General features: G+C 42.8%; 19 protein-coding genes and 3 pseudogenes. 3 read left to right on the plus strand and 19 right to left on the minus strand.

Annotated features, from left to right (window positions below; all coding sequences use genetic code 11):
• A partial coding sequence (locus M3661_RS30880) for an IS3 family transposase (protein ID WP_397376560.1) occupies positions 1 to 107 on the plus strand: 107 nt, incomplete at its 5' end.
• Here the strand turns inward: M3661_RS30880 and M3661_RS25455 are convergent.
• From M3661_RS25455 to M3661_RS25475, 5 genes are read right to left on the minus strand one after another with little or no spacing between them, the layout of a single operon-like run.
• Complete coding sequence (locus tag M3661_RS25455; protein ID WP_251489687.1) at positions 74 to 478, minus strand: hypothetical protein; 405 nt, start codon at positions 476 to 478, stop codon at positions 74 to 76. The genes M3661_RS30880 and M3661_RS25455 overlap by 34 nt on opposite strands.
• Positions 479 to 1621 carry a copper amine oxidase N-terminal domain-containing protein gene (locus M3661_RS25460; protein WP_251489689.1) on the minus strand — a complete coding sequence of 381 codons (1143 nt, stop codon included), beginning with the start codon at positions 1619 to 1621 and terminating at the stop codon, positions 479 to 481.
• Positions 1622 to 1663: 42 nt separating this feature from the next.
• Positions 1664 to 3640 (minus strand): hypothetical protein, encoded by a 1977-nt coding sequence (locus M3661_RS25465; protein ID WP_251489694.1) that lies wholly within the window; start codon positions 3638 to 3640, stop codon positions 1664 to 1666.
• Positions 3641 to 3676: 36 nt separating this feature from the next.
• Positions 3677 to 4177 (minus strand): hypothetical protein, encoded by a 501-nt coding sequence (locus M3661_RS25470; protein ID WP_251489696.1) that lies wholly within the window; start codon positions 4175 to 4177, stop codon positions 3677 to 3679.
• On the minus strand, positions 4165 to 4881 hold the full coding sequence (locus tag M3661_RS25475) for a tetratricopeptide repeat protein (protein WP_251489698.1): 717 nt from the start codon (positions 4879 to 4881) through the stop codon (positions 4165 to 4167). Before M3661_RS25475 ends, M3661_RS25470 begins: the two co-directional genes overlap by 13 nt.
• Positions 4882 to 5056: 175 nt before the next feature.
• Between M3661_RS25475 and M3661_RS25480 the strand changes: the two genes are divergently transcribed.
• A complete protein-coding gene (locus M3661_RS25480) occupies positions 5057 to 5257 on the plus strand; it encodes a helix-turn-helix domain-containing protein (protein WP_251489700.1) in 201 nt (66 codons plus the stop codon).
• 422 nt (positions 5258 to 5679) lie between these two features.
• Here M3661_RS25480 and M3661_RS25485 read toward each other — a convergent pair whose 3' ends face one another.
• The 7 genes from M3661_RS25485 to M3661_RS30395 form a co-directional block, all read right to left on the minus strand.
• Positions 5680 to 6246, minus strand: coding sequence for a helix-turn-helix domain-containing protein (locus M3661_RS25485; RefSeq protein WP_251489701.1), 567 nt, complete (start codon positions 6244 to 6246; stop codon positions 5680 to 5682).
• A gap of 552 nt (positions 6247 to 6798) precedes the next feature.
• Positions 6799 to 7170, minus strand: coding sequence for a DUF7674 family protein (locus tag M3661_RS25490; RefSeq protein ID WP_251489703.1), 372 nt, complete (start codon positions 7168 to 7170; stop codon positions 6799 to 6801).
• Between the two features lie 14 nt (positions 7171 to 7184).
• A complete protein-coding gene (locus M3661_RS25495; protein ID WP_251489705.1) occupies positions 7185 to 11717 on the minus strand; it encodes an Ig-like domain-containing protein in 4533 nt (1510 codons plus the stop codon).
• A gap of 188 nt (positions 11718 to 11905) precedes the next feature.
• Positions 11906 to 12163 carry a transposase gene (locus M3661_RS30885; RefSeq protein WP_397376557.1) on the minus strand — a complete coding sequence of 86 codons (258 nt, stop codon included), beginning with the start codon at positions 12161 to 12163 and terminating at the stop codon, positions 11906 to 11908.
• A gap of 100 nt (positions 12164 to 12263) precedes the next feature.
• Complete coding sequence (locus M3661_RS30890; RefSeq protein ID WP_397376561.1) at positions 12264 to 12395, minus strand: transposase; 132 nt, start codon at positions 12393 to 12395, stop codon at positions 12264 to 12266.
• Positions 12396 to 12883: 488 nt separating this feature from the next.
• Positions 12884 to 13087: a hypothetical protein gene (locus M3661_RS25500; RefSeq protein WP_251489707.1), complete on the minus strand. Its 204-nt coding sequence runs from the start codon at positions 13085 to 13087 to the stop codon at positions 12884 to 12886.
• Between the two features lie 14 nt (positions 13088 to 13101).
• A complete protein-coding gene (locus M3661_RS30395; RefSeq protein WP_260612302.1) occupies positions 13102 to 13224 on the minus strand; it encodes a hypothetical protein in 123 nt (40 codons plus the stop codon).
• 1030 nt (positions 13225 to 14254) lie between these two features.
• Between M3661_RS30395 and M3661_RS25505 the strand changes: the two are divergent.
• Positions 14255 to 14446, plus strand: a pseudogene (locus M3661_RS25505) (cyclic nucleotide-binding domain-containing protein); the annotation flags it as partial.
• On the opposite strand, the pseudogene M3661_RS31085 reads toward M3661_RS25505, so the two are convergent.
• The 7 genes and pseudogenes from M3661_RS31085 to M3661_RS25535 form a co-directional block, all read right to left on the minus strand.
• Positions 14408 to 14975: pseudogene (locus tag M3661_RS31085) on the minus strand (IS30 family transposase); the annotation flags it as partial. The pseudogenes M3661_RS25505 and M3661_RS31085 sit on opposite strands and share 39 nt — an antisense overlap.
• A 317-nt stretch (positions 14976 to 15292) precedes the next feature.
• Positions 15293 to 15739 carry an oxidoreductase gene (locus tag M3661_RS25510; RefSeq protein WP_251489711.1) on the minus strand — a complete coding sequence of 149 codons (447 nt, stop codon included), beginning with the start codon at positions 15737 to 15739 and terminating at the stop codon, positions 15293 to 15295.
• A gap of 34 nt (positions 15740 to 15773) precedes the next feature.
• A complete protein-coding gene (locus M3661_RS25515; RefSeq protein WP_251489713.1) occupies positions 15774 to 16400 on the minus strand; it encodes an immunity protein Imm33 domain-containing protein in 627 nt (208 codons plus the stop codon).
• 335 nt (positions 16401 to 16735) lie between these two features.
• Positions 16736 to 17250 (minus strand): annotated as a pseudogene (locus M3661_RS25520) (transposase); the annotation flags it as partial.
• A gap of 193 nt (positions 17251 to 17443) precedes the next feature.
• Positions 17444 to 17773 carry a BLB8/JUQZ-1 family protein gene (locus M3661_RS25525; protein WP_072730762.1) on the minus strand — a complete coding sequence of 110 codons (330 nt, stop codon included), beginning with the start codon at positions 17771 to 17773 and terminating at the stop codon, positions 17444 to 17446.
• A gap of 645 nt (positions 17774 to 18418) precedes the next feature.
• Positions 18419 to 19429, minus strand: a complete 1011-nt coding sequence (gene mglC, locus M3661_RS25530; RefSeq protein WP_251489715.1) for a galactose/methyl galactoside ABC transporter permease MglC — start codon at positions 19427 to 19429, stop codon at positions 18419 to 18421.
• Between the two features lie 25 nt (positions 19430 to 19454).
• Positions 19455 to 20966, minus strand: a complete 1512-nt coding sequence (locus M3661_RS25535; RefSeq protein ID WP_251489717.1) for a sugar ABC transporter ATP-binding protein — start codon at positions 20964 to 20966, stop codon at positions 19455 to 19457.
• Between the last annotated feature and the right edge of the window lie 16 nt (positions 20967 to 20982).

The following is a 20982-nucleotide window of genomic DNA, read 5'->3' on the forward strand; positions in this document are numbered from 1 at the left end:
AGCTATATGACTACGTAAATTGGTTCAACAAACATCGCATCCATGGAACCTTAGGCTATATGAGTCCAGTAGATTACAGAAGATTATCCCTTAAAAAAGCTGTCTGATTTAGTGTTGACAATCCAAATTCATCGAATTCCAAGCGCACATAATCATCGCCTTCTAGTGGCGTACATTGTGCGGTTAGAGGTTTAAGAGGAGGTTTTGGTTTAGGTGGTTTAGGTTCCTCATTATCATCACATGTCGTATCAGCCCTTAATATCCAACCTACTGATTTAAATCGTATACCAGAACCAGCTGTTTTATTCAGAGCTTCGTAATGTAAAATACCTGTTTCTTCATCAAATCTTAGACCTAACTGTCCTGTACCGACGACACCGTCATTAGCTCCACCACCTATATCCCCATAGGCATCTATAGGAAACAGTGCAAGTATGAGTATAATACAAAGTAAAGAGTTGAGTATCCTTTTATACAACTACTTCAACTCCTTATATAGATAAGCTCCCTTTGTAAACATATTACCAGTAGAGCCTATCTTTAGAGTACCTTGAATATCTTGACTATTCGAGAACAAAGAAACATCAGAGTATGTTTCATACCATTTACCTTTCTTCACCCAAGTTACTTTGTCAGATCTACCTCCAGGATTGTAACTGTCACCGTTGAATTGAGTTATATCTATTGCATTCAATACACGGAATTTGAACTTAGTTCTGATAAACTGAGTTCCATGATAAGAATAAATAGTACTTGTATCAGGAAAAGCATACCCTTCTACAATGACTTTATTCTTTTTCATGAAACTAACAAATTCATCAAAAGGCATTGGATTCATATATCCGTTGTGACCCATTAAATCGAAAGACTTGCTAAAGTAAGCAGTTGCATTAATCGTGCGATAGTCTACGTTCAGGGCAAATTTGTAATAATCCTTGACATTCTTAGCAATTCGGTCAAGTTCTTCCTTAGTAAATCTGTTGATGTAGTTCTTCGCATCAATCTGACCTTTCATATGGGTGATCATGTACTTCTTGATTCCGTATACATTGTCTGGAGTATCGGACATAAGATTCCATTCTTTAGATGTTTGCTTAGTACGAAGCTCACGACCCCATCTGTCTACAGTGACAGCTCCGGAATCAATCTTATTCTGATATGCAACACTCGTGATGTTGATACCACCGTAACCGCCGTCATAAGTAACTGCCGATTCAAGTGTCTCACTAACAAATCGAAGAGGAACTACGACCCGACCTTCTTTCTTGATTGCCATTGCATCAAGTGTGGTAGTATTTCCGTTTACAGTAACATTCTTCGAACCAACCGGCATTACGATCGTATTGCCCTTATGAATGATAGTTACGATTTGTTTCACATTATCCCACTTAACATCGGCCCCTAGTTTCTCACTCACGAATCGGATAGGAACCATCGTATTGCCAGCATCATCAATATAAGGCTCTATATCTGGTAGAGTTACTTTCTTACCATCTACAATAAGATCAATTGCAAGGGACGGTTTCCGTACCTCAGGTAAAGAAGTTGCTGCACTTGCCATAGGGACCGACGAGAAAACGGTAGTACCCACAATGATCGCCATCAACGTTTTCTTAAACATATTTATCACATCTCCTTGTAGACATTTTAATCTATTGCTACTTTACCGAAACGCTTCTTCAAATACGGCCATGACTTCTTTGTTCTCATAAGGCTTTGTATGGTTGTATGCACATGCGCGAATATGCGGAAGATGCGGAATAATAATTAATTTCGCGAGTAACGGATCAATTGATAGATCGTGCATCATGCGTACCGTATCAATCGGCGGATCGATGAGAATCACTTTCTTCGCAATATTCTCTTCCGTGAACGATTCGATCGTCTGCTTCAACAACTTCGTCCCCCGTGTCGTGCCATCTGTGATGAAATGAACAGATAGTGCGGAAGGTGCAAGGCGACTGAGCAACTCCGATTGTCCTGCATCCAGAATCACATGAATATGCGCATAATAGTTCAATCGCGTCTTCAATTCAGCGACGACCTCATCGACACGCTCCAACGTCTGATTCAGATTCCCTTCAACACAGACAAATTGCTGCTCCAGCCGCTGCTCCAAGAATGTATCCAGCGCTATCGGCTCCACGCCATACTGCCGTAACTTTGACTCCCCGGTGAGATCGAGCAGCAATGTATTCTGACGACGCGATACCACGCCCGCCCACGTTAATACTGTAGCCGTACGACCCGTGTCCTCAGGCCCAACGAAGATCCGCAGAGAATTTTTGATGACACTATCCACGATCACGACATCTTCTACACGCTGCGATAAGAGCAAATTGATTAACTTCTGCTGATATTCAATAATCGTCGCATCTTCCTCACATAACTTGAACACAAGATTGATCAGGCTCTTAATCTTCTCTTCCATAATGGACAACGATACGCGATTCTGCTGTAAGTCTCCTAATATCTTCGTCGTCAGCGCTCCAATATTCGAAGGGGTGAAGATGGGTTTCAGCGGATTCATCACCGCATTAATATAGTCATTGTTCGACGGCAACTCCGCTTCGAATTGTTCGAGCAGCCCGCTCACGCTCTGATCCATCGCTTGATAGACTTCGATGACTCCCTTCGATAATTCCATGAGCTCCATCTGAACCTGCAATCGAGATTCGATGAGTGACTGCAATCGACTCTGATCTTGGTAGACGAGCTTCACAGAAGCAACACCGTCCAATGCTTGTCTCACGCCAGCGATCCGGGCATCCACCGTCTCTTCCGCGGATTTCATAATGGCGACCATGATGGACATGATCTTATCGGCGACGATGCTGCTCTCCAGTCCTTTGTATGCGGCACGATCAATCCCCAACGCTTTGAGCTTCTCGAATCGTTCTTCTGCCGAGAGCGACGTATCCTTGAAGACATCGATAATCTGTTGATCGAGCAGTTCCAGCATCTTCATCAGATTCGCATATTGCGTATTCTCGTCCATCAACTCGCGTAGAATCGTATCTTTCTGCAGTGATTTTTTAAAAAAGTCAAAATCACCGAATTTCCCCATCTCAGCCACTCGGGCTTCCAGCGTCGAATAAGGTTCGACATAGGGTTCTTCCGCCACTGCAACCTCAGCTTCAGCCAGCAAGACGGTAGGCTCCGGCTCTAAGTCCGCTTCGGGTTCGACAGGTGGTTCTTCCTGTATCTGCGGCGGCGCTGGCGGCAATAAGACCGTCTCGAGCAGCGAAGCATCATACGTCTTCTTATCCGCTGATTCCAACACACGGTTGTCCGATCCAATGAGACGAATCTCAATAATCGTATTAATCGCATCCTGAATGCCTTCGGGAGTAACCTTGTCCGCTTTCACCTTCGTCACATCGCCTTGAATCAGCTCCGTATCCTTATCTTTCTGATAGAAGTAGACGACGCCGACCGAAGGATGCCGCTCTTGGATCGCTTCGTTCAATCGCAGTCCCAAGGCCCCCCGCATATCTTTCGGCCCAAGCACGATCGCATCCATATTAGAGACCGCCGGGTTCAGTGGAAGTGTCTCTATCATTTTCTTCACATTGGTCTGAAACCCTTTCTCTCCTAACGCTTTCTTAACAAATGGGCCTAATGCTGCTCCATATATCATGTGTCCTGCTTCCTCCCATGAATGAGTTCACCTGAATCATTGGAATTTATCTTTATAATCTTTGAGAAACTGTATATTCAATTGCGAATTCCGATCCGCGTTATACATGTATGGGAAATAATATCCGCCCACAATATGCGCCTGCTTCATAAAAGGTTGATCTAAGTTATACGTCCTCGCGACGAACTGAAGCAGATGCTCCATATATGTCTTAGATGCGTCGAACGTCTTCTGTTCTCCCTTCGTACGTTTCCCAGGCTCTGACTTCGATGCACGCTTTAGCTTCTCATAATCCTCGTTTAACTGCTTTATGAGATCTGCCCGTTTCGCGGCATACGGCTTGTTCAACTCTTTGACACGCGTCTTCAACTCTTGAACCGTTGCTTCCATCACATCCATCTCTTGGCGGTGTTGCTGCTTGATCTTAGCAAACTCTACCGCTTGTTGTTTCAATTCCGCGGTAATCTGATCCTTTGCGGATGCACCCGGCTGAATGATTCGAATGCCATACCCCGCCAAGCCGGCTAATATCGCCACGATACAGGTCCACACAATCCATTGCCACGCCGTGTGGGTGACACGGACGTCGAATCGCTCCAGTCCTGACGCTTCGTTGACTTCTCACGCGTGGCTGCCGCTCGCTGGAGCTTCATCTCCAGCATATGTATCGCCATCTCCAGCTCTTTTGCAACGCTAGACTGCGCGTTCAACGCGAGTAAGGATCGGTATACTGCCATTGCATCCTGCAACATGCCTTGTGCTTCGAAATCCTTCGCATGACTCAGAAGCGATGCATTCAATGTCCCCTGTTCACTCTCAATCTCCGTCTGCCTTACCGCAACTTCGGGCTGTGCCTTGCCAAGAATCAATTGCTCCATCTTCGATAACGCTATGAGCCACTCCCCGAATGTCGGGCATTGACTGAGATCATGGCTTCCCCACGCTCGAACGAACAAGGATGTCAATTCCTCGCCCCACGCCATGCGGAGCGATTCCTTCATGGCCTGATACCGCTCGCAATTCGTTCCGAGCTCGCCGGGCGCGTAATAACTCTCCCCCCATACTTGCGATACGAACGTATCTGTGCATGAAGCCAGCATCTCGCCTAATAGCACGGCGCCTGCGAATCGATCTGCGTTCGCACACCACATCGAGGCTTCATTCAACCGAGGGAATCCGTATCCTGGCGATCCCGCAGGTACATATTCGGGCCGTTCGAACCCTGATATAGCCGATAACATTCATGCTGTATCCTCCCTCTCCGTTACGGTAATTGAGATTAACGTAACGCTTAACCGAATCATTAACTCGATTATATACCGCTTAACCGAAACGAACAATGACTTTCTATAAGTGCGGTGATATAATTACTTCATAAATCAGTACGGTTAAGCGTTACTCGTCAGGAGGATAAGCATGGCAATTCGAGTAAAGTTACGCCAGTTGTTAGAGCAGAAAGGAATATCTCAACGGGAACTGGCACGATTAACAGGATTACGAGCTAGCACAATCAACCATCTGTGTTCTGACAATGTTGACAGGGTCTACTTAGAGACATTAGAACTCGTCTGCAAGACCCTGGGCGTCAGGATTGAAGAACTAATAGAGATTGATTGAGCCGTCATACCGCTCACAGCGGCAACAGCGGAATATCTCTCTATTCATGTAAAGAAAAGTCCACCCTATTTACACTCCAAGAATTAAGAATCTCCCTGAAAATGCAGACCGCCCACGGCGTGTCTGCTGTTTCTTATTCAAATGATTTTTCTCTTGATTCTTGTTTATTGAGTATTTGTTAATGATTCTTATTAGTGAGACTGCCAGTCTGTTTACGACAGACTTTGTGTCCTCATTGCAAACAATCCGTCCACGATAACCGACAATCTGTCAAAATCGCAGACAATTTGTCTACAACGGCTGTTTGGTATCCCTCAACAGACTGGTTGACGGTTATCAGGACACAAGTTCGGTTGAAATAACAGACAGTGTCCGTTATTGCTCGTTCACATCGGACGGAAATCTCTTAGCTAATTCCACTTTCAGGAACTGGGTATAACTGTCCAGTATCTCCTTCTCTGCAAACTTATCCATAGGAAAGCGATGTTCATGAAGTCGTTGCAGTTTGGCTTAAACACTTTGGACTCATCACTCTTTACTATCCCTTTCATCCATAGCGTCAGCTCTCGTTCATTGACTTGCTTCCTCACACCTCCGATAAACTCATGTGTCTTTTCGCTCATTAGCAAATACGGATGGCAGTGTAGATAGTTCGGCAGATAATACGTGTTGTTCTTTCGGTCTTGACTGACTAGATTCATCTTCTTTTCTTCAAGTTCCTTGATATGCCGCTCTATCGACTTGGAACTACATCCGACATTACGTGCAATCATTTCAATGGTAGGGTAGCACAACGTCTTATCGCTCATATAAGCGATTAAATCCATCAGAATCAGCTTCTCAAACGCACTCAAGCCAATGCAACGGAGAATCTTTACTGGTACTTTGATATAGCCGTTGTGATGGGACGTGAACTGATTCGCCCGACTTACTTCATCCATGTACGTGTTGGCAGCTTGATTGTTCTTTTTCAACCATAGGTCTTTCACTTTCGTTGCCCTCCTCTTTGAGTGTTCCGCCCTGCGGCGTCTATGATGTCAGGAAGGCGGCTAGCCTTCACGTTGCCTTACCTGTATATGTAAACTGCTCGTCAGCAGAGTTCTTTCTTACGACGTAACAATCGCTGTAAAGGTCAGTTCAGTTGCGGTGAGCATTACCGCCCCTACTATGAATTGTCGTGCTATCCTTCCTAGAAGATGCGACTTCTTACCTTTTCACCGTCTCTATCGGGACAGGGTATCGTACAGTTGCGATGGGTTTTGAAAAAAACGCAGATAACGAAGCTAATAAAAAACAGGGTCAATCATGGTGGTATCTGACCATAATCAACCTGAATCGTGTAACTGCATTGCATTATTTAGGTATACTTTCTCAAGCATGGATGTGCGTACAAGGAATTAATGAGGTTCTTATACTGGTATTACATAGGTTACGCATGATTAGACTCAGCCGCCGTTTCATTCGGCACTGGGTGGGGGTAAAAGAAAGACCTTGGGGATTACCGCCCCCAAGGTCAATGCATATCTTATGAGCTATGCTGACTAGATTCTCCTACCTAAATCTCTATCAGCTTCTATTTGAAGCTCTATCGTTTTAGATCCCATGTATTTCTGTGCAGTCCCTAGAATCGATCTGTCATTCCCGAGTATCTCCAAAACCGTAACTGAAAAAACGTTCATTAAGTGAGCATCTTCGTCATTAGATACTTCTTCAAAATATTTAAAAATACTTTCTAACAAATTGATGTTTCTTTCCTCTCTTAATAGTTTAATTATTTCAGGCATGAAGATGTCCTCAATTATGACCGTTTCTAGCACTTTGCCGTTAAACGTGATTGATTTTCTATACGCAGCCTCAGTTGACGGTAAAAACTCTAGCATTTTTCTCAAGAATTCTTCCGATTTTTTATTCATAAGCACCGACTCCTCTAGTTAAACAATCTTATTGCTGCCTCTAAATCATCTCTTAAAGCATCAAGTATATCTAAGTCATTAAGACCAAGTTTCCCGGATTTCGCTAGATTATTTAAATTATCTAACCGTTCCTGTGCTTTTAATAGATGTTTTGAAGAACCCGCGAAAAACTCCTGTGTTAGTATAGCTGCAGTTCCGCCATCTCCAACTACTCCACCTTCTCTATAAAGTTCATTTATTGTACTTCTTAAATCTTTATTTTGAACAGCAGATAACAATCTTTCTCTAGTAGAGCCAGAGAATTCGGGCATTTTGTCTAAAAGTTTAGTAACACTATTTACACTACAATTTGTGTTATGCACCCAAATCCCAAGGTCACTGACGAAATAGGTATGGAATCCATCAACCGTCATGTTGTAGACCTTAACGTGCTTGTGCAACAGTTCAATACTGGTTATTTCCAGTGTATTCCCATCACTCTGAACAAGCAAGTCACCAACTTTGAGGTCTTTGACATACGTCCACCCTTTGCCCTCCACATAGAAAGGATGGTTAAAGGTCGATTCAATCGTCTGACCGCCTACATGAATCTTATAAATCTCATCCGTCTCATGGTTGAACGTAGCCGTAACTTTCTTATAGGCTACCTCACCAGTTACTTCATCCTTCGAGAGAACCTTATCTCCGACTTGAATGTCTTCGATATTCTTCTCCCCTTCGTCTGTTTGAACCTTAGTTCCAGCTACGAAACAGTTACATCTGGTCAGTAGACTCTTAGATGCATCCAAAGTTTCTTCGGTTAACTGAACACCTCGTAGCGTAAACTTCCCTTCTGTATTTTTAAGTATAATTATTAATTTTCCCTCTTCGATAATTCTACCGATTGGGATAAAATTCAAACTCGCTAACACTTTATCAAATATAGTCGAATCAGGGTCTAACAGCGTATACACATCACTGACCATCATGACATTAGAAATTGCTTCTACACCCTCTCCCAAGAGTGCATTCAAATCATCAAGCATTTGAAAAGCATACGCAAATTGAACATCTATAATGTCAGGGTCGTATGGATCCGTTGTTGATTCATCACCTAATTTGAACGTGCCAGTGGTATGCAGTTTATACGGATTGGACACACCTGCAGGCAAATCGCACAAAGTACCTGCAATTATAACGCTCGCTCCTGGTGGGAAATTACCAATATACCAGCAAACGCCAACCTCGATTTGAGTAGCATCTTCCAAGATGGCTTTTATATATCGAGGTTGCTCACTATATCTTATCGTCTGCGGAAATTGCTGCACAGCCACTACATTTTTGTTTTCTATGAATCCATAGGTGTAACTATAGCTACTGGATACATCTTCAGGCACACCGCACAAAACGCCTATGTTAAACGTTGAATCCCCACTACGTACAACACCATTTTCCCAACATATGGTTACAGGAATGATCCTGCCATCATCAAGCGTTGCATTTACTTGGGTTGGTAACGGATTGCCCACCTTAACTGAAGCATTCTCTACATGGACAATCTTTGCTACGGTATCTCTTGTCGGCCACTCCCTGAATATAAATGGAGCTTTCAGATTCCAATTATTTGTAATTCCACCAGTTGGTTCTAATGTACCCCTAATAATATTATAAAAACTCCAGCTCTCAAAACTCCAGCTCACGTTTACCAACGTCGTACTACCATTTTCCAATAAGACTTCTACCTTAGCCGGCAGATCGAAATTATTGTGCACATCAAATTTGTGATACGGAATCTCAAAAATATTTTTACCTACTGATGAATCTGCAAATACGCACACTGATGCAATAATTGTTTCCCCTTTTTCATTATAAACACCAGCCGGAAGTTGGTTAAAATACCCGGTTACATTAAAACACTGAAGATCCTTCTTCAGAGGATCGTATGACGATGACGACAACCCGTTGTATGCTTGATCCCAGTCTACATTTAACATTACTTTGCTATGATCATATAATGTAACTTCCACTTGCGGTGGCAACCCTATCGCTTCGACCGATTTTGCGGTTCCATGAGGCAGTCTAAAGCTTAATTTGGGCACATCTACAATGTTATTGAGATTCGTATCAGCCTCAACCACGACATTAGCCCACGCTAATTTATAATTGGTATTATAGATCCCTACAGGTAAATTCACTAAGGAACCGCTGATATCAAAGCTCTGTATTGTCTTAATACTCGGATCATACTTTGAGCTATAGCTATACCCCATATTCCAACTAACATCTATATCAGTTTTGCTATTGTCCGATAAAGTGACCTCGACTTGAGCAGGTAATCCTAAGCCTTCAGCCGTTTTTGGAGCCCCATTTTCGGCTTTGATGAATATAGTGGCTACGTCAACAATTTCTTTATTATTAGGATTAGCTGCTACCCTAACATTAACGTTAGGCCGTAACCAATTTGGGCAAACGACCCCTGTCGGAAGATTAACAAGTGTACCGTATACAACAAAATATTGCTGAGTTCTTTCATCAACCTCATAACTGGTAGATTCCACATTCCAGCTAACATCGACTTTGATTTTGCTTTGATCAGAAAGTTCTACCTCAACTTGAGCAGGTAGTCCTAGACCCTCGGCGGTTTTAGGAACTCCATTGGGGGTGGTAATTTGCGGGTTAAAAGCAATTTCATTCACATACCTAAGGCCCTCATGGGCACTTACTGTGATATAAGCTTGCGCATTATATCCATAATTAGCCACACCCTCGGGCAGGTTTGTTAATGTTCCTTGTACTGTAAGATACTGTTGCTCCCACGAATCAGGCCGATAACTTGAGCCGTACACATTCCAAGTTACATTGACATTAACTTTAGTGGAATCATGGAGCGTGACTTCAACTTGCGCCGGCAATTCTAAGCCTGCAACCGTTTTTGGCACGCCGTTTTGCAGTGTCTTCGAAATGGGCGAAACATCAATAATCCTCTTTGACTCCGTTATGACATTGGCCCATACAAAATACCCCGAGCTGTTATAAACTCCTGTAGGAAGATTCACTAACGTTCCCGAAACCAAGAAGTTCTGAGGAGTGTTCGATGCAGGATCATAGGATACAGTTTCCAAAACCCATCTCACATCTACGTAGATCCTGCTGTTATCGGACAAAGTCACCTCAGTTTGCGCCGGAAGGCCCAAGCCTGTTACTGTTTTATCCGATCTGACAGGTACTCTTTTGTACAGAGTTGTCGGAGTAGTTATGATTTCCAAATTTTTATGATCCGCATTTATCGTCACGTTGGCATAGACAGAGTATGACTTACTATTCGTTACCCCTGACGGAAGCGAGTTGAATATGCCGCGTACAATAAATGTTTGCGGGGTTTTAATCGTTGGGTCATAGGTGACCCCTGTAAAATCCCACATGACAGGAACGTTTACTTTGCTTCCGCCATATAAGGTTACTTCAACTTGAGATGGCAATCCCAAAGCTTCAACTGTCTTTGCTGTTCCGTTGGTTGCCTGCACATTCAGGTATGGTACTTGTTTAATATCCGTTTTTGCATAGGTAGATATATCTACCCTTACTCTAAAACCCGGATCAGTGACCCCTTCTGGAAGATTAGCGAGCCTTCCATACGCATAATAATTCATTTTTTCACTTTTTTCATTGCCGTCTACAGGGGTAATTCCCCATATTACATTTGCGTTAATTTTACTCTCATTGCCTAACGTTACTTCAAGATAGGTTGGTAAACCAACTGACTCCGGCGATATGTCAGTCTCATTCTCAATCTCATAATACTGGTTATTCAACTCTACACTTTTAACGATATAAGTTGAATCGGTCACCGAAGCTACTGTCACATTTGCAGTAGGTTTAAGATTTTCATTATTCGTTACCCCATACGGAAGCTTTGGATTAGCCGACACTGAAAAAACTTGCGTTTCCTCTATTTGCTTCTCATAAGGTATATTGTAAATATCCCATGCTAAATCGACCTTTTTGGAACTGTTGTCGTCCAGTAGGACTGTCATGAATTCAGGTAGAACCTTCAGCCAGTCATATAACATTGTTCCATTGGCAATCGTAATCGGCGAAATATTCTCCATTGCTTTAATATTGTTAACTCCAACCTCTATGGTGACATACATGGTCAGACCCAACGTATTTGTCACATCGACTGGGAGATTGGTTAAACTACCTTTTACCTTGAATATTTGTGCTTGCTTGAGAGCAGGGTCATATTCAGCATTCGCTAAGTCCCATGCTGCATCTACCAAAATACTGCTGCCGTCTTGTAAGGTGACTCCAACTTGTTGTGGCAGTTGTAGGGCCTTGGCTGTCTTTTCTGTTCCATATACAGCTTGAATAACTGTTTTGTCCATATCATTGATCTTTATAATTTCTTTTTGTAACGATGAGTAATTTTGGTAAGTTACTGTTGAAACTGATTGATTCTGTTGATTTGGGGCATCCGATGCAAACGAGTAAGGCATTGCTATTCCTAGACTTGCAAATAAATTGAAGACTATGCTTAATACAAAAACTCTTGCAACTAAATTCTGCATTGAACACTAAACACTCCTTCTATTGTTGATTGATTAGCAGAGCCCAGCAAAGATTGTATCTTATATATACGACAATCTTGCAGCAAAACTCATGAAACTTTTAAGGCTCAATATCATAATCAGTTCTTGACTGTTAGCTCAGAATCTGATGGCTGTTGCATTCGATAAGAATGCCTGCTTTACAGCGATCACAATTTCGCGTAAATAATGTCGTCGCTGAAAGGTTTTATTCGATTATGGCGACCTTCTACGGGCGAGTATGTCCATCGACATTGATGACAGTTCACAATTTCCTCTTTCCAATTACACATCGTCTTGAGAGTGTTTCGGGCAGCGGTATGGTCGATTTGAGTGCCCTGCTCACACCAACGGTCAAATCCTAATCTACCAACAGCAAAACTGGAGGCGCAGTCATACCTGGTGAACACTTCTTTCCACTCCAACACATTTCGAAAAAGTCGGGAGTTTACGGAAGCGTTTTCACCCCTTTCCTACTTTCTTCCTAAAGCTTATTCATTGACGGATTCAGCAATCCATGCTTGGCTGTTAGATACGCTTTCGCCACGGCGACAATGTGTTCTGGATGGTTTTCCGGACTTCCCACACGCATTCAATCAACATTCCATGAACATGAAAACGATCCGCGATGCGAATAGCATTCGGATAACACTCGCTAATCTAGATATGGAAAATCCATGCCCACGCTTTAAGGACTATAAAAAAGAAATCTGAACGCGTTTGGGCATATGTAAATATCCTCCAGACTTCGACCCGGCAGCAGATCAAGCATTGTCTCGACCTTGAGGTTATGGATACCTGTATTGTATGTATGACCTTTCTTGATTGCAAAATCGTTATGTCTAAAATCAGACCAGAAGTTCTTTCGCTTATTCCCCACACTTGTTTCATAGTTCGTTCACACAGCCGGAACCTCTTCATAGTGGAGCATTGTATGGTGCTTGACCGGTGCTTGCTGTATGCGAACTCTATGTGCATCTCTAGATCCGAATGAATGTAATCTTAGAACCTCCGTATTAGATTCCTGTGACGCGAGGCATCGCTTTGCCATATCCTTCAATCCCCAGCTCTGTGAAGTTTATCTCATTGCTGACGTTTCCGTATATTTATTTAGTATAAATTGCACCTTTGGGAGAATATGCGAATACTTATTCAGCCTCATCAATAAAATCAGGCTCTACTAGAGTGATATGTGTCAACGAGGGTTTATTAAGATAGGAGATGAAATGTTCCTTATTTGAAAATGCCTTAATTGAAATTGATGATACAAATTCAGATTGTCGAACATAACCCATTAACATTTCCAAATAATCTTGTTCCGAAGACCCTATGACTAAAGATAACTTTTCCATGCCCATTCCTTTCCCTATAACTTCGTTACTCCACCTGCGATCAGAATAATGCCCATGACTGCCATAATGATCGAAATCAACTTTTCTTTTCCTGGTTTCCCTGACATCGGCCTCTCCATTTCTTTAATTGAATTCATCACTTCACCCCTGACTACATCCCCTCTTTATTCAAGAATCGGGACAATGACATCATTGCTGGGTACTTGAAATCATGTCATCAGGCCTAATATTCCGTCCCCAAAACGTGAAAATAATACCAATGTACTAATTATAATGCCCATGGAAATAAAAGAGAATAGCGGAAACTGTCTAGTTTTGTCTTTTTTTGTAGCTCACTTTTTGGGCTCCATTAATTCTGTATCGATCATGCAAAAGGTACTCAATAATTTGATTTATTTTCCCTATTCTCATTCATCCGCTTTTTAACTGCTTTATGGCGATTCAAATGTGGGAAAACTTGCGTATTATTAGCGTTACAGCCCTATTCTATTTGATCGCTGCTGTGGGTTTTGGGTGTAGTGAATTGTAGAAAATTCTTGTACAGCTAAGGATTGCTGAGCACTTAAAAAATCATGTCTTCAGACCTAAAATTTTGTCACAAAACGAGGTAACAACACCGAAGTACGATGAGAAATACCTCTGAAAACAATAGAAAATAACGACGGTTGTCTATTTTTGTCGTTTTTTTTGGAATTTGCTTCTTGGTCTCCATTATTTCCGTATCGATTACGATATTACTTTTCATTCGAATGCCAGCCTGAACAGATCAACGAGCTTCTATATAGCTAGCACCGTTTCTACCAACTTCACGCCACATCACTTCCACTTCCCTGGGCAAATGGTGAATAATGTAATCAATTGTAGAACCTTTATTTTTTCCTTCTTTTTTAAAATCAGGATAATAATATCATTACTGAATACCTGAACACATGTCTTACGACCTGTTTTTTTGTCACTAAACGGGAAAATAATGCTCATGTACTCTTTATGTAAATAAATAGAGATAGATTTAATTGCTATTTTTGACATATTTCGCTCTTTTCTTGGTTATCTCTGTATTGAACATGATAACGGTGCTAACAAGCTCGTTTAGGTACGTGAGCCGGTTCGCGATAGGATTATTCCTATTTATTTATTTCATCAATCCAAGTGATCAGTGGGAGAAGCATGAAAGAATCATTGGTGAAGTACATGGCGAAATATACATCCCTTACTAAAGTGGAACAGCGGGTTTTTCCCGAATATATTCATTTAGAGGAATATAAAAAAGGAACAGTGCTCCTTAGCCAAGGAGATGTTCCTACGAATTGTTATTTTGTATTACAAGGACGTGTAAGGCAATTCTTGATTCATGAATCGATTGTCAGCTAAGTGCGACAGGTCATCCATGAAAGCTTCGTAAGCAGACATCCAGCCTAGAGATTTACGAGGACGATTGTTAATGAGACAGATAGCCCTAGCCAAATCTTCATCGGTGACCGAAGCAAAAACGATCTACTGTAGTGGTTTGAAGGGCAGCTTGAGGATACTGACTGGCAACCACCAAAGGCGACCTCCAACGAATAGGCGGTAAGATCAGGCATTTTCAAGGCTAAGTAGTGCCGTGTCTTACGCTCAATAAAATTGACTACACAAGCTTTGCTTTTGCCACGGCTAGAGGCAATGGTTCCAGCTCCCAGTGATCGAAGGTTTCACGCTTACGAACCTCTTTAGGGCGCTTGCTAATCGGTTGAACCGACATCGAGTTTCCAGAGGCCTCTGACGCTTGCCTTTATGTCGTAATCACCGGCTGCCAACCGTCCATTGTATATCCACCGATAGATGGTTTTGAAGCAGACGAAGGGCCTGCTTTCGAACCGGTCTTCTCCGCTATCTGTTCCGGTGACCAGTTGCAGGATTTTTCCCTAAAAATACGTGCATATACTCAGTTCATATTTTTATCACCTGCTATCTTGAACTATATTCGCATCATCTAAACGAAATGGTCGCAGCAGCAATCTTTCTAATTTAATAGTCGGCAATTGCTTCATATATAGTCCCCGATGCAAATCAACCCGACCCCAGATCTTGTTCCATTTGTGGCAAAAAACCTGCCAGCAGGCATTCCGTAAGAATGCATATGAAAGCCGACATAGCCAGTCCTAACAAACTAACAATCGGAAGCCGATTTGCAGTCACAGCAGTCATGAATTACGAACACAATAATTACTGGATACCTACGGTTCCAAACGTACTGTCAATTACCTGTTTATAGTTATCCCATTTGAAGTAAAAAGGCCCTAAAGGAATAGTTCTGTTATCATGATCTTTCATGAAATCCTTCCAGATTACGATATCTTCTTCTCTCTCAATAAATACCGAAATAAATCCACAATCTTCGTCGCCACACCAGGGACATACTAAAATCGGATATCTATTGTACATATATTCATGTTGTTCTCTCAACAAAAAATAATCGATCATAAGTTTTTGATTCGCTTCGCTCCCCCAACCAAGAGATGGAACCAAGTCATGCTTTTTGAACATTTGATAGATAGATCTTCCGTCAATAATCAAGTCTGCGAATCGGGTGTTCTTATTTCCATCTTGATTCAGATCAAATTCATCAAATCGAGTAGCAGGCTTCGTTTCCAAGAAATTAATTTTTTTCATAAATCGAATGTGCGATATCCGGCACAGCGTTCAACTATTCTTCCCATTCATAATCAAATACCTCATAAAACTCTTTCGTTTCAAGATTCCTCTCAAAGGCACATTGAGGCTCCCGATCTATAAAAGCAAGAATCGAATCATCTATATTCAATACCTTTCCAATCGAAATAAATTGGTAATTATCGATATCATCAGGATCGTTTTCTTCTTCATACCCCGTAAAGAAACTCCATCCCGTATCCGATTCTGAGCCTTCATTCGGAAAGTCCCTTACCATAAAATTAAATTCATTTCGCTCCAGCACATCGTTCGTTACAACAACCTTCTTCACAAAATAATAATCCCAATTGACGGCGCTAGGATCGTGATGCATCGTGTCACAAATATGCTCGATTCTAAAATGGATTTCTTGACCAAAAGCCAGATCCTTGATAGATACCGGTTCATTCCGTAATGTTCCAATCAGTTCATCACCTGATCGATGAATGATTTCAACCCACATTCTTTCCCCACGATATTCTGCATCTTCTTCCTCGCATAAAAAAATCAGCTTGACCAACTCGCCAATCTCAATCTTGTTCAACACGTATTCACTAGGTACATAAAACGTATAGGGCGCTTCCTTATGTCTTTCTACAACACTGTCCAAACTCCATGTCATTTTATATGTATCTCCTTTGCACCTCAGGTGTTCTCATACCATACTTCATCTTTGGATTCTGTAGCAACATCATTATTTATGATAAATTTGGACAATTGCAATCTCAGAATAAATAATGAAAACAAGCAGCGTTCATGCCCCTCCCATTACTATACATTCCATTCTCCATAAAAGTTTCCACGAACTAACAAAAAATAAGCCCTCCCGTAAGGAGACTACTGCAAAAGCCCCAATTTCATCGAGGTGAAAGCCCAAAAATGGAAAATAGAGTCCCCTGAGAGAAAAAAAGCAGTCCATCCTCACCCGAGGTATGGGCTGCTTTTGCTCTATTAGCTTTACCATCCGCTTTGCGTTTCGAACGCGGTGAGGTAGCCTTGTATTCGCATACGAAAGAGTCCCTGGTATTTAGCTGTGTCCATACCATGGGATCTTTTCATTTTTGCATTTTTATGTTCAATGATCGGTCTGTGTTTGATTCGTTCTTTGAACGTGTCGCTTAATTCGAACTCGATCTGTTCCTTGAAATGTTCGGCGATGATTCGAATCGAGTAAGTTTTTCTCTTGGAGCCTGGCTTGTAACACCCTTCATGCATCGGACACGTCTTGCACTTCTCGACGTCAAAGTAATACACAAGAGAGCGACTATCTCCACTGGTCTTGCTACCTTGAACCGCCTTGCGCTTACTTTGCTCACCGGCCGGACAGACGAAGAAATTGGCGTCCTTGTTATATTCAAATCCTTCCCGACGCTGGCCTCCCTCGTGAACGACGGGGTTTAGCGGTACGACAGGTAATATGTTCTCCTTTTTCATTCTACCAAATTATCCTTACCGGAATATGCAGTATCTGCCGGGTAGCCTTAGATAAACTCTGCGTTTGCATATGATTTGAATGGACTGGCTAGATAAGATAATAAGGCATTATTTTTAAAATGGGTCATAGAATTGGTGGTTTTCACCTTTCTATGACCCACTTATTAGGGTTACAAGTACGGTTACAGGTTACAGTCCATTCCTTGCTTCAATTAGAGGAGCACCATTTGATTAGTTGCTCGCAGCTATATAATAGCGAGCAATACATCTATCGTTTTTGTCAAAAACTTTTACGTCTGCATTTCCTCGTTCGTGGGCAAGCACATAACGACCATTAACAATTTCAATATTCTCTTTAGAAGCAATCGAGTAGCTTGCGCCTTTCGTAGGTATTAACCATTTTACTCCTACTTCAATAGGTTGCACTGCGCCAGCAGAAGGACATTCTGCTCTCATAGCGCTGATGTTACCTTGACTGCTTACTGATGGAGCAGCCAATGCAGAACTTGCTACCGAAAACAAAAGCACGACACTTAATAAGCCCATCGTTACTTTTTTCATTTTAATAGTCTCCTTTTGTTTGATAGTTGCTCCTCTGCCTTTATTATATGATGCGCTAAAGGAAGGAAATAGTAGACAATGATTACTTTATATAGTGATCTTTTGACTTTAATTTAGATGTCCAAAGAGGAGGCTATGTAATGCTAATCTAATTGAAATTATGTATATTTGTGGTGTGATCTTGATATAACTTGCATATATTAGTGTCTATTGAGCTATATCGACTTATCGAGATATATGTGAATATACCAATATCTATCATAAGAGTAAGAAATAACTACAAATAAAATAAGGCCATCGTTATTGGCGTAACGAATGTCTCATGAATAGACTGCTGGGGATTTCCCCGCGGTGCTTTGAATAATTATTTAAGCACCCTTCTGATTAACCGCCAACTGAAACAGAAGGAGTAAAAACATTGTGGCTGTCCCAGAAGTCATTTTACGATTTTCAAGCCCCACTAAGAGTTGAATTTCACAAAGGACCTCATCCTCAACTTAGCGGTGGAGTTTGAGGTCCTTTCGTTCATGAATTGGGATGTTCTCATTTCATGCGAACACTTTTGGGACAGCCCCTGCTTTTTACACAAACTGTATTCGTTTTGCAGGGATCTCCGTAAGGAAGGCCTCAACCTAATCAAATCCTTTATTTCTTAGCTGCATATTTCCGCATATCGAAGGCAACAGCTGCTACGATAATCGACCCTTTAATGATCAACTGCCAATACGGGCTTACGCCGATGAAGGTCAGACCGTAGTTAATGACCGTAAAAATAAGTACTCCCGTCACTACACCTGGGACCGTTCCGATGCCCCCAGTGGTCGACACGCCGCCGACTACGCAGGCGGCAATCGCATCCAATTCGTACATATTTCCGTAGTTATTCGTCGCTCCCCCGGTTCTTGCCGCTTCGAGAACCCCAGCCAGACCATACAGCGCGCCGGCAATAGCATAGATATACACTAGGTTTTTGCCTACATTAATGCCTGATACCCTTGCTGCCTGCTGATTCCCGCCGATCGCATACATGTTTTTGCCCAATCTCGTTTGGTTGAACACAACCCATACGATAAACGCAACTGCGATTGCGATCACCACAATAATCGGAATGGATACACCGCCAAAGCCGATGCTTCCTGTGCCGAAATATTCTTTAAAATCAGGCCGCAAGCCGCCGATCGGCTGCGAATGATTCGGAGCCGTGTCAAAGTACAAGGAGTTGACGCCATACACAGCCACCATCGTACCTAACGTCGCAATAAATGGTGGCACCTTGAACTTAGCAACAATTACCCCGTTAATGAGTCCAAATATTAGACCTACAACGACTGCTAGTAGAATCGGTACGAATAACGGCAGTTCCTCCAGATCGGGGAAAAACCTGCGCGCATAATCGGTTGTCTGCAGCATGGACGCCGATACGACCGCGGATAAACCCACAATCCTGCCTGCAGACAAGTCCGTACCGCCTGTAATGAGAACAAAGGCAACGCCAAGGGCAATAATGACCCGTGTAGATGACTGATTCAGGATATCCCGGAGTGGATTTAATCCTATAAATGAAGGATCGTAAATCGCAATTCCTATGATAAGGACAGCCAGAACCATATAGATGACATTTTGGGAAATAAAAGATTGAATTCGCTTCGCGTTCATCGTAGATCTCACCTTTCTCTGCCGCTTAATGCTGCGCCGCTAGCCGCATAATTTCCTCTTCCGTCGCTTCCTTCCCATTCAAAATCCCGGTCACCCGCCCTTCGGACATAACCATAATGCGATCTGACATCCCGATGAGCTCCGGCATTTCCGAAGAGATCATAATAATGCTCTTGCCCTGCAAGGCCAGTTCAGCAATGATCGAGTAAATTTCATACTTAGCCCCGACGTCAATGCCGCGGGTAGGCTCATCCAACAGCAATATATCCGGTTCCGTCAGGAGCCAGCGTGCAAACAGCACCTTTTGCTGGTTCCCGCCAGACAGGTTCATGATGAGTTCGCGCGTAGACGGTGTTTTGGTTCTCAATTTCTGAACCATCGCGTCCACTTCCGCCTTTTTCTTTTTCCCGTCTAACAGGAAATAAGGCTTGCGATAGCGCTCCAAATTCGCGATTGCCGCATTCTCATGAACCGATAACACCGGGAAAATGCCTGTCACGCGACGTTCCTCCGTTAACAATGCCATACCATGTTTCTTCGCAATGACGGGAGAATCGATCCGTACCTCCTTGCCTCGAATCGAGATGGTACCCGATTGGATGTCCCGAAGTCCGAATAAGGCCTCCATCAATTCGGTGCGCTGTGCGCCTACCAATCCGCCGATCCCAACGATTTCACCACGGTGCAAGTCAAAACTCACATGGTTGAACGATTTGGGTAGAGGGGAGGTCAGTCCTTGAACGCGCATCACGACCTCGCCGGGCACGTTGTTCCGTGGTGGGAATCGGTTCGTCAAATCGCGTCCAACCATTCGAGAAATAATCAGGTCCGTTGTTAATTCGGATGCCGGCCACGTCCCGATTTTTTTCCCATCTCTCATAATCGTCACTTCATCTGATATCTGAAGGATTTCTTCCATTTTGTGCGATATATAAATAATGGCGACGCCATTTTTTTTCAACTCTCGAATGATTCGGAACAACTGCTCAACCTCGACATCGGTAAGGGACGACGTCGGTTCATCCATCACAATGATACGGGAATGGAAAGATACCGCCTTGGCAATTTCGATGGATTGGATTTTGGAAACCGATAACGTATGAACCATTGTCTCGGGCTGCAAATCGATGTCCAGTTGTTTGAATAAATCATGCGTATCTCGCGCCATGCGCTTATGATCGATAAATTGAATAGGGCCAATCCCTCTCGTCGGGAATCGTCCCAGCCAAATATTCTCCATCACATTTCGGTAAGGTACAGGGTGAAGCTCCTGATGAATCATCGATATCCCGATATTCAATGCCGTTTTGGAGTTCGGAATCTGCACAGCTTCGCCATTCACCATAATCTCGCCTTCATCAGGGGTATAGATCCCGAAGAGGCATTTCATCAATGTTGATTTGCCCGCTCCATTTTCGCCCATCAGTGCATGTACGCTTCCAGGCCTCACTTGCAGCGTCACCTGGTTCAACGCCTTAACTCCGGGAAATTCCTTAGAAATGTTGTTCATTTCGAGCACGAATTCATGCTGCCCCATCCCTTTCGCCCCCTAA

The sequence above is a fragment of the Paenibacillus sp. MER 180 genome, assembly GCF_023713665.1.
GTDB lineage: Bacteria > Bacillota > Bacilli > Paenibacillales > Paenibacillaceae > Paenibacillus_B > Paenibacillus_B suaedae.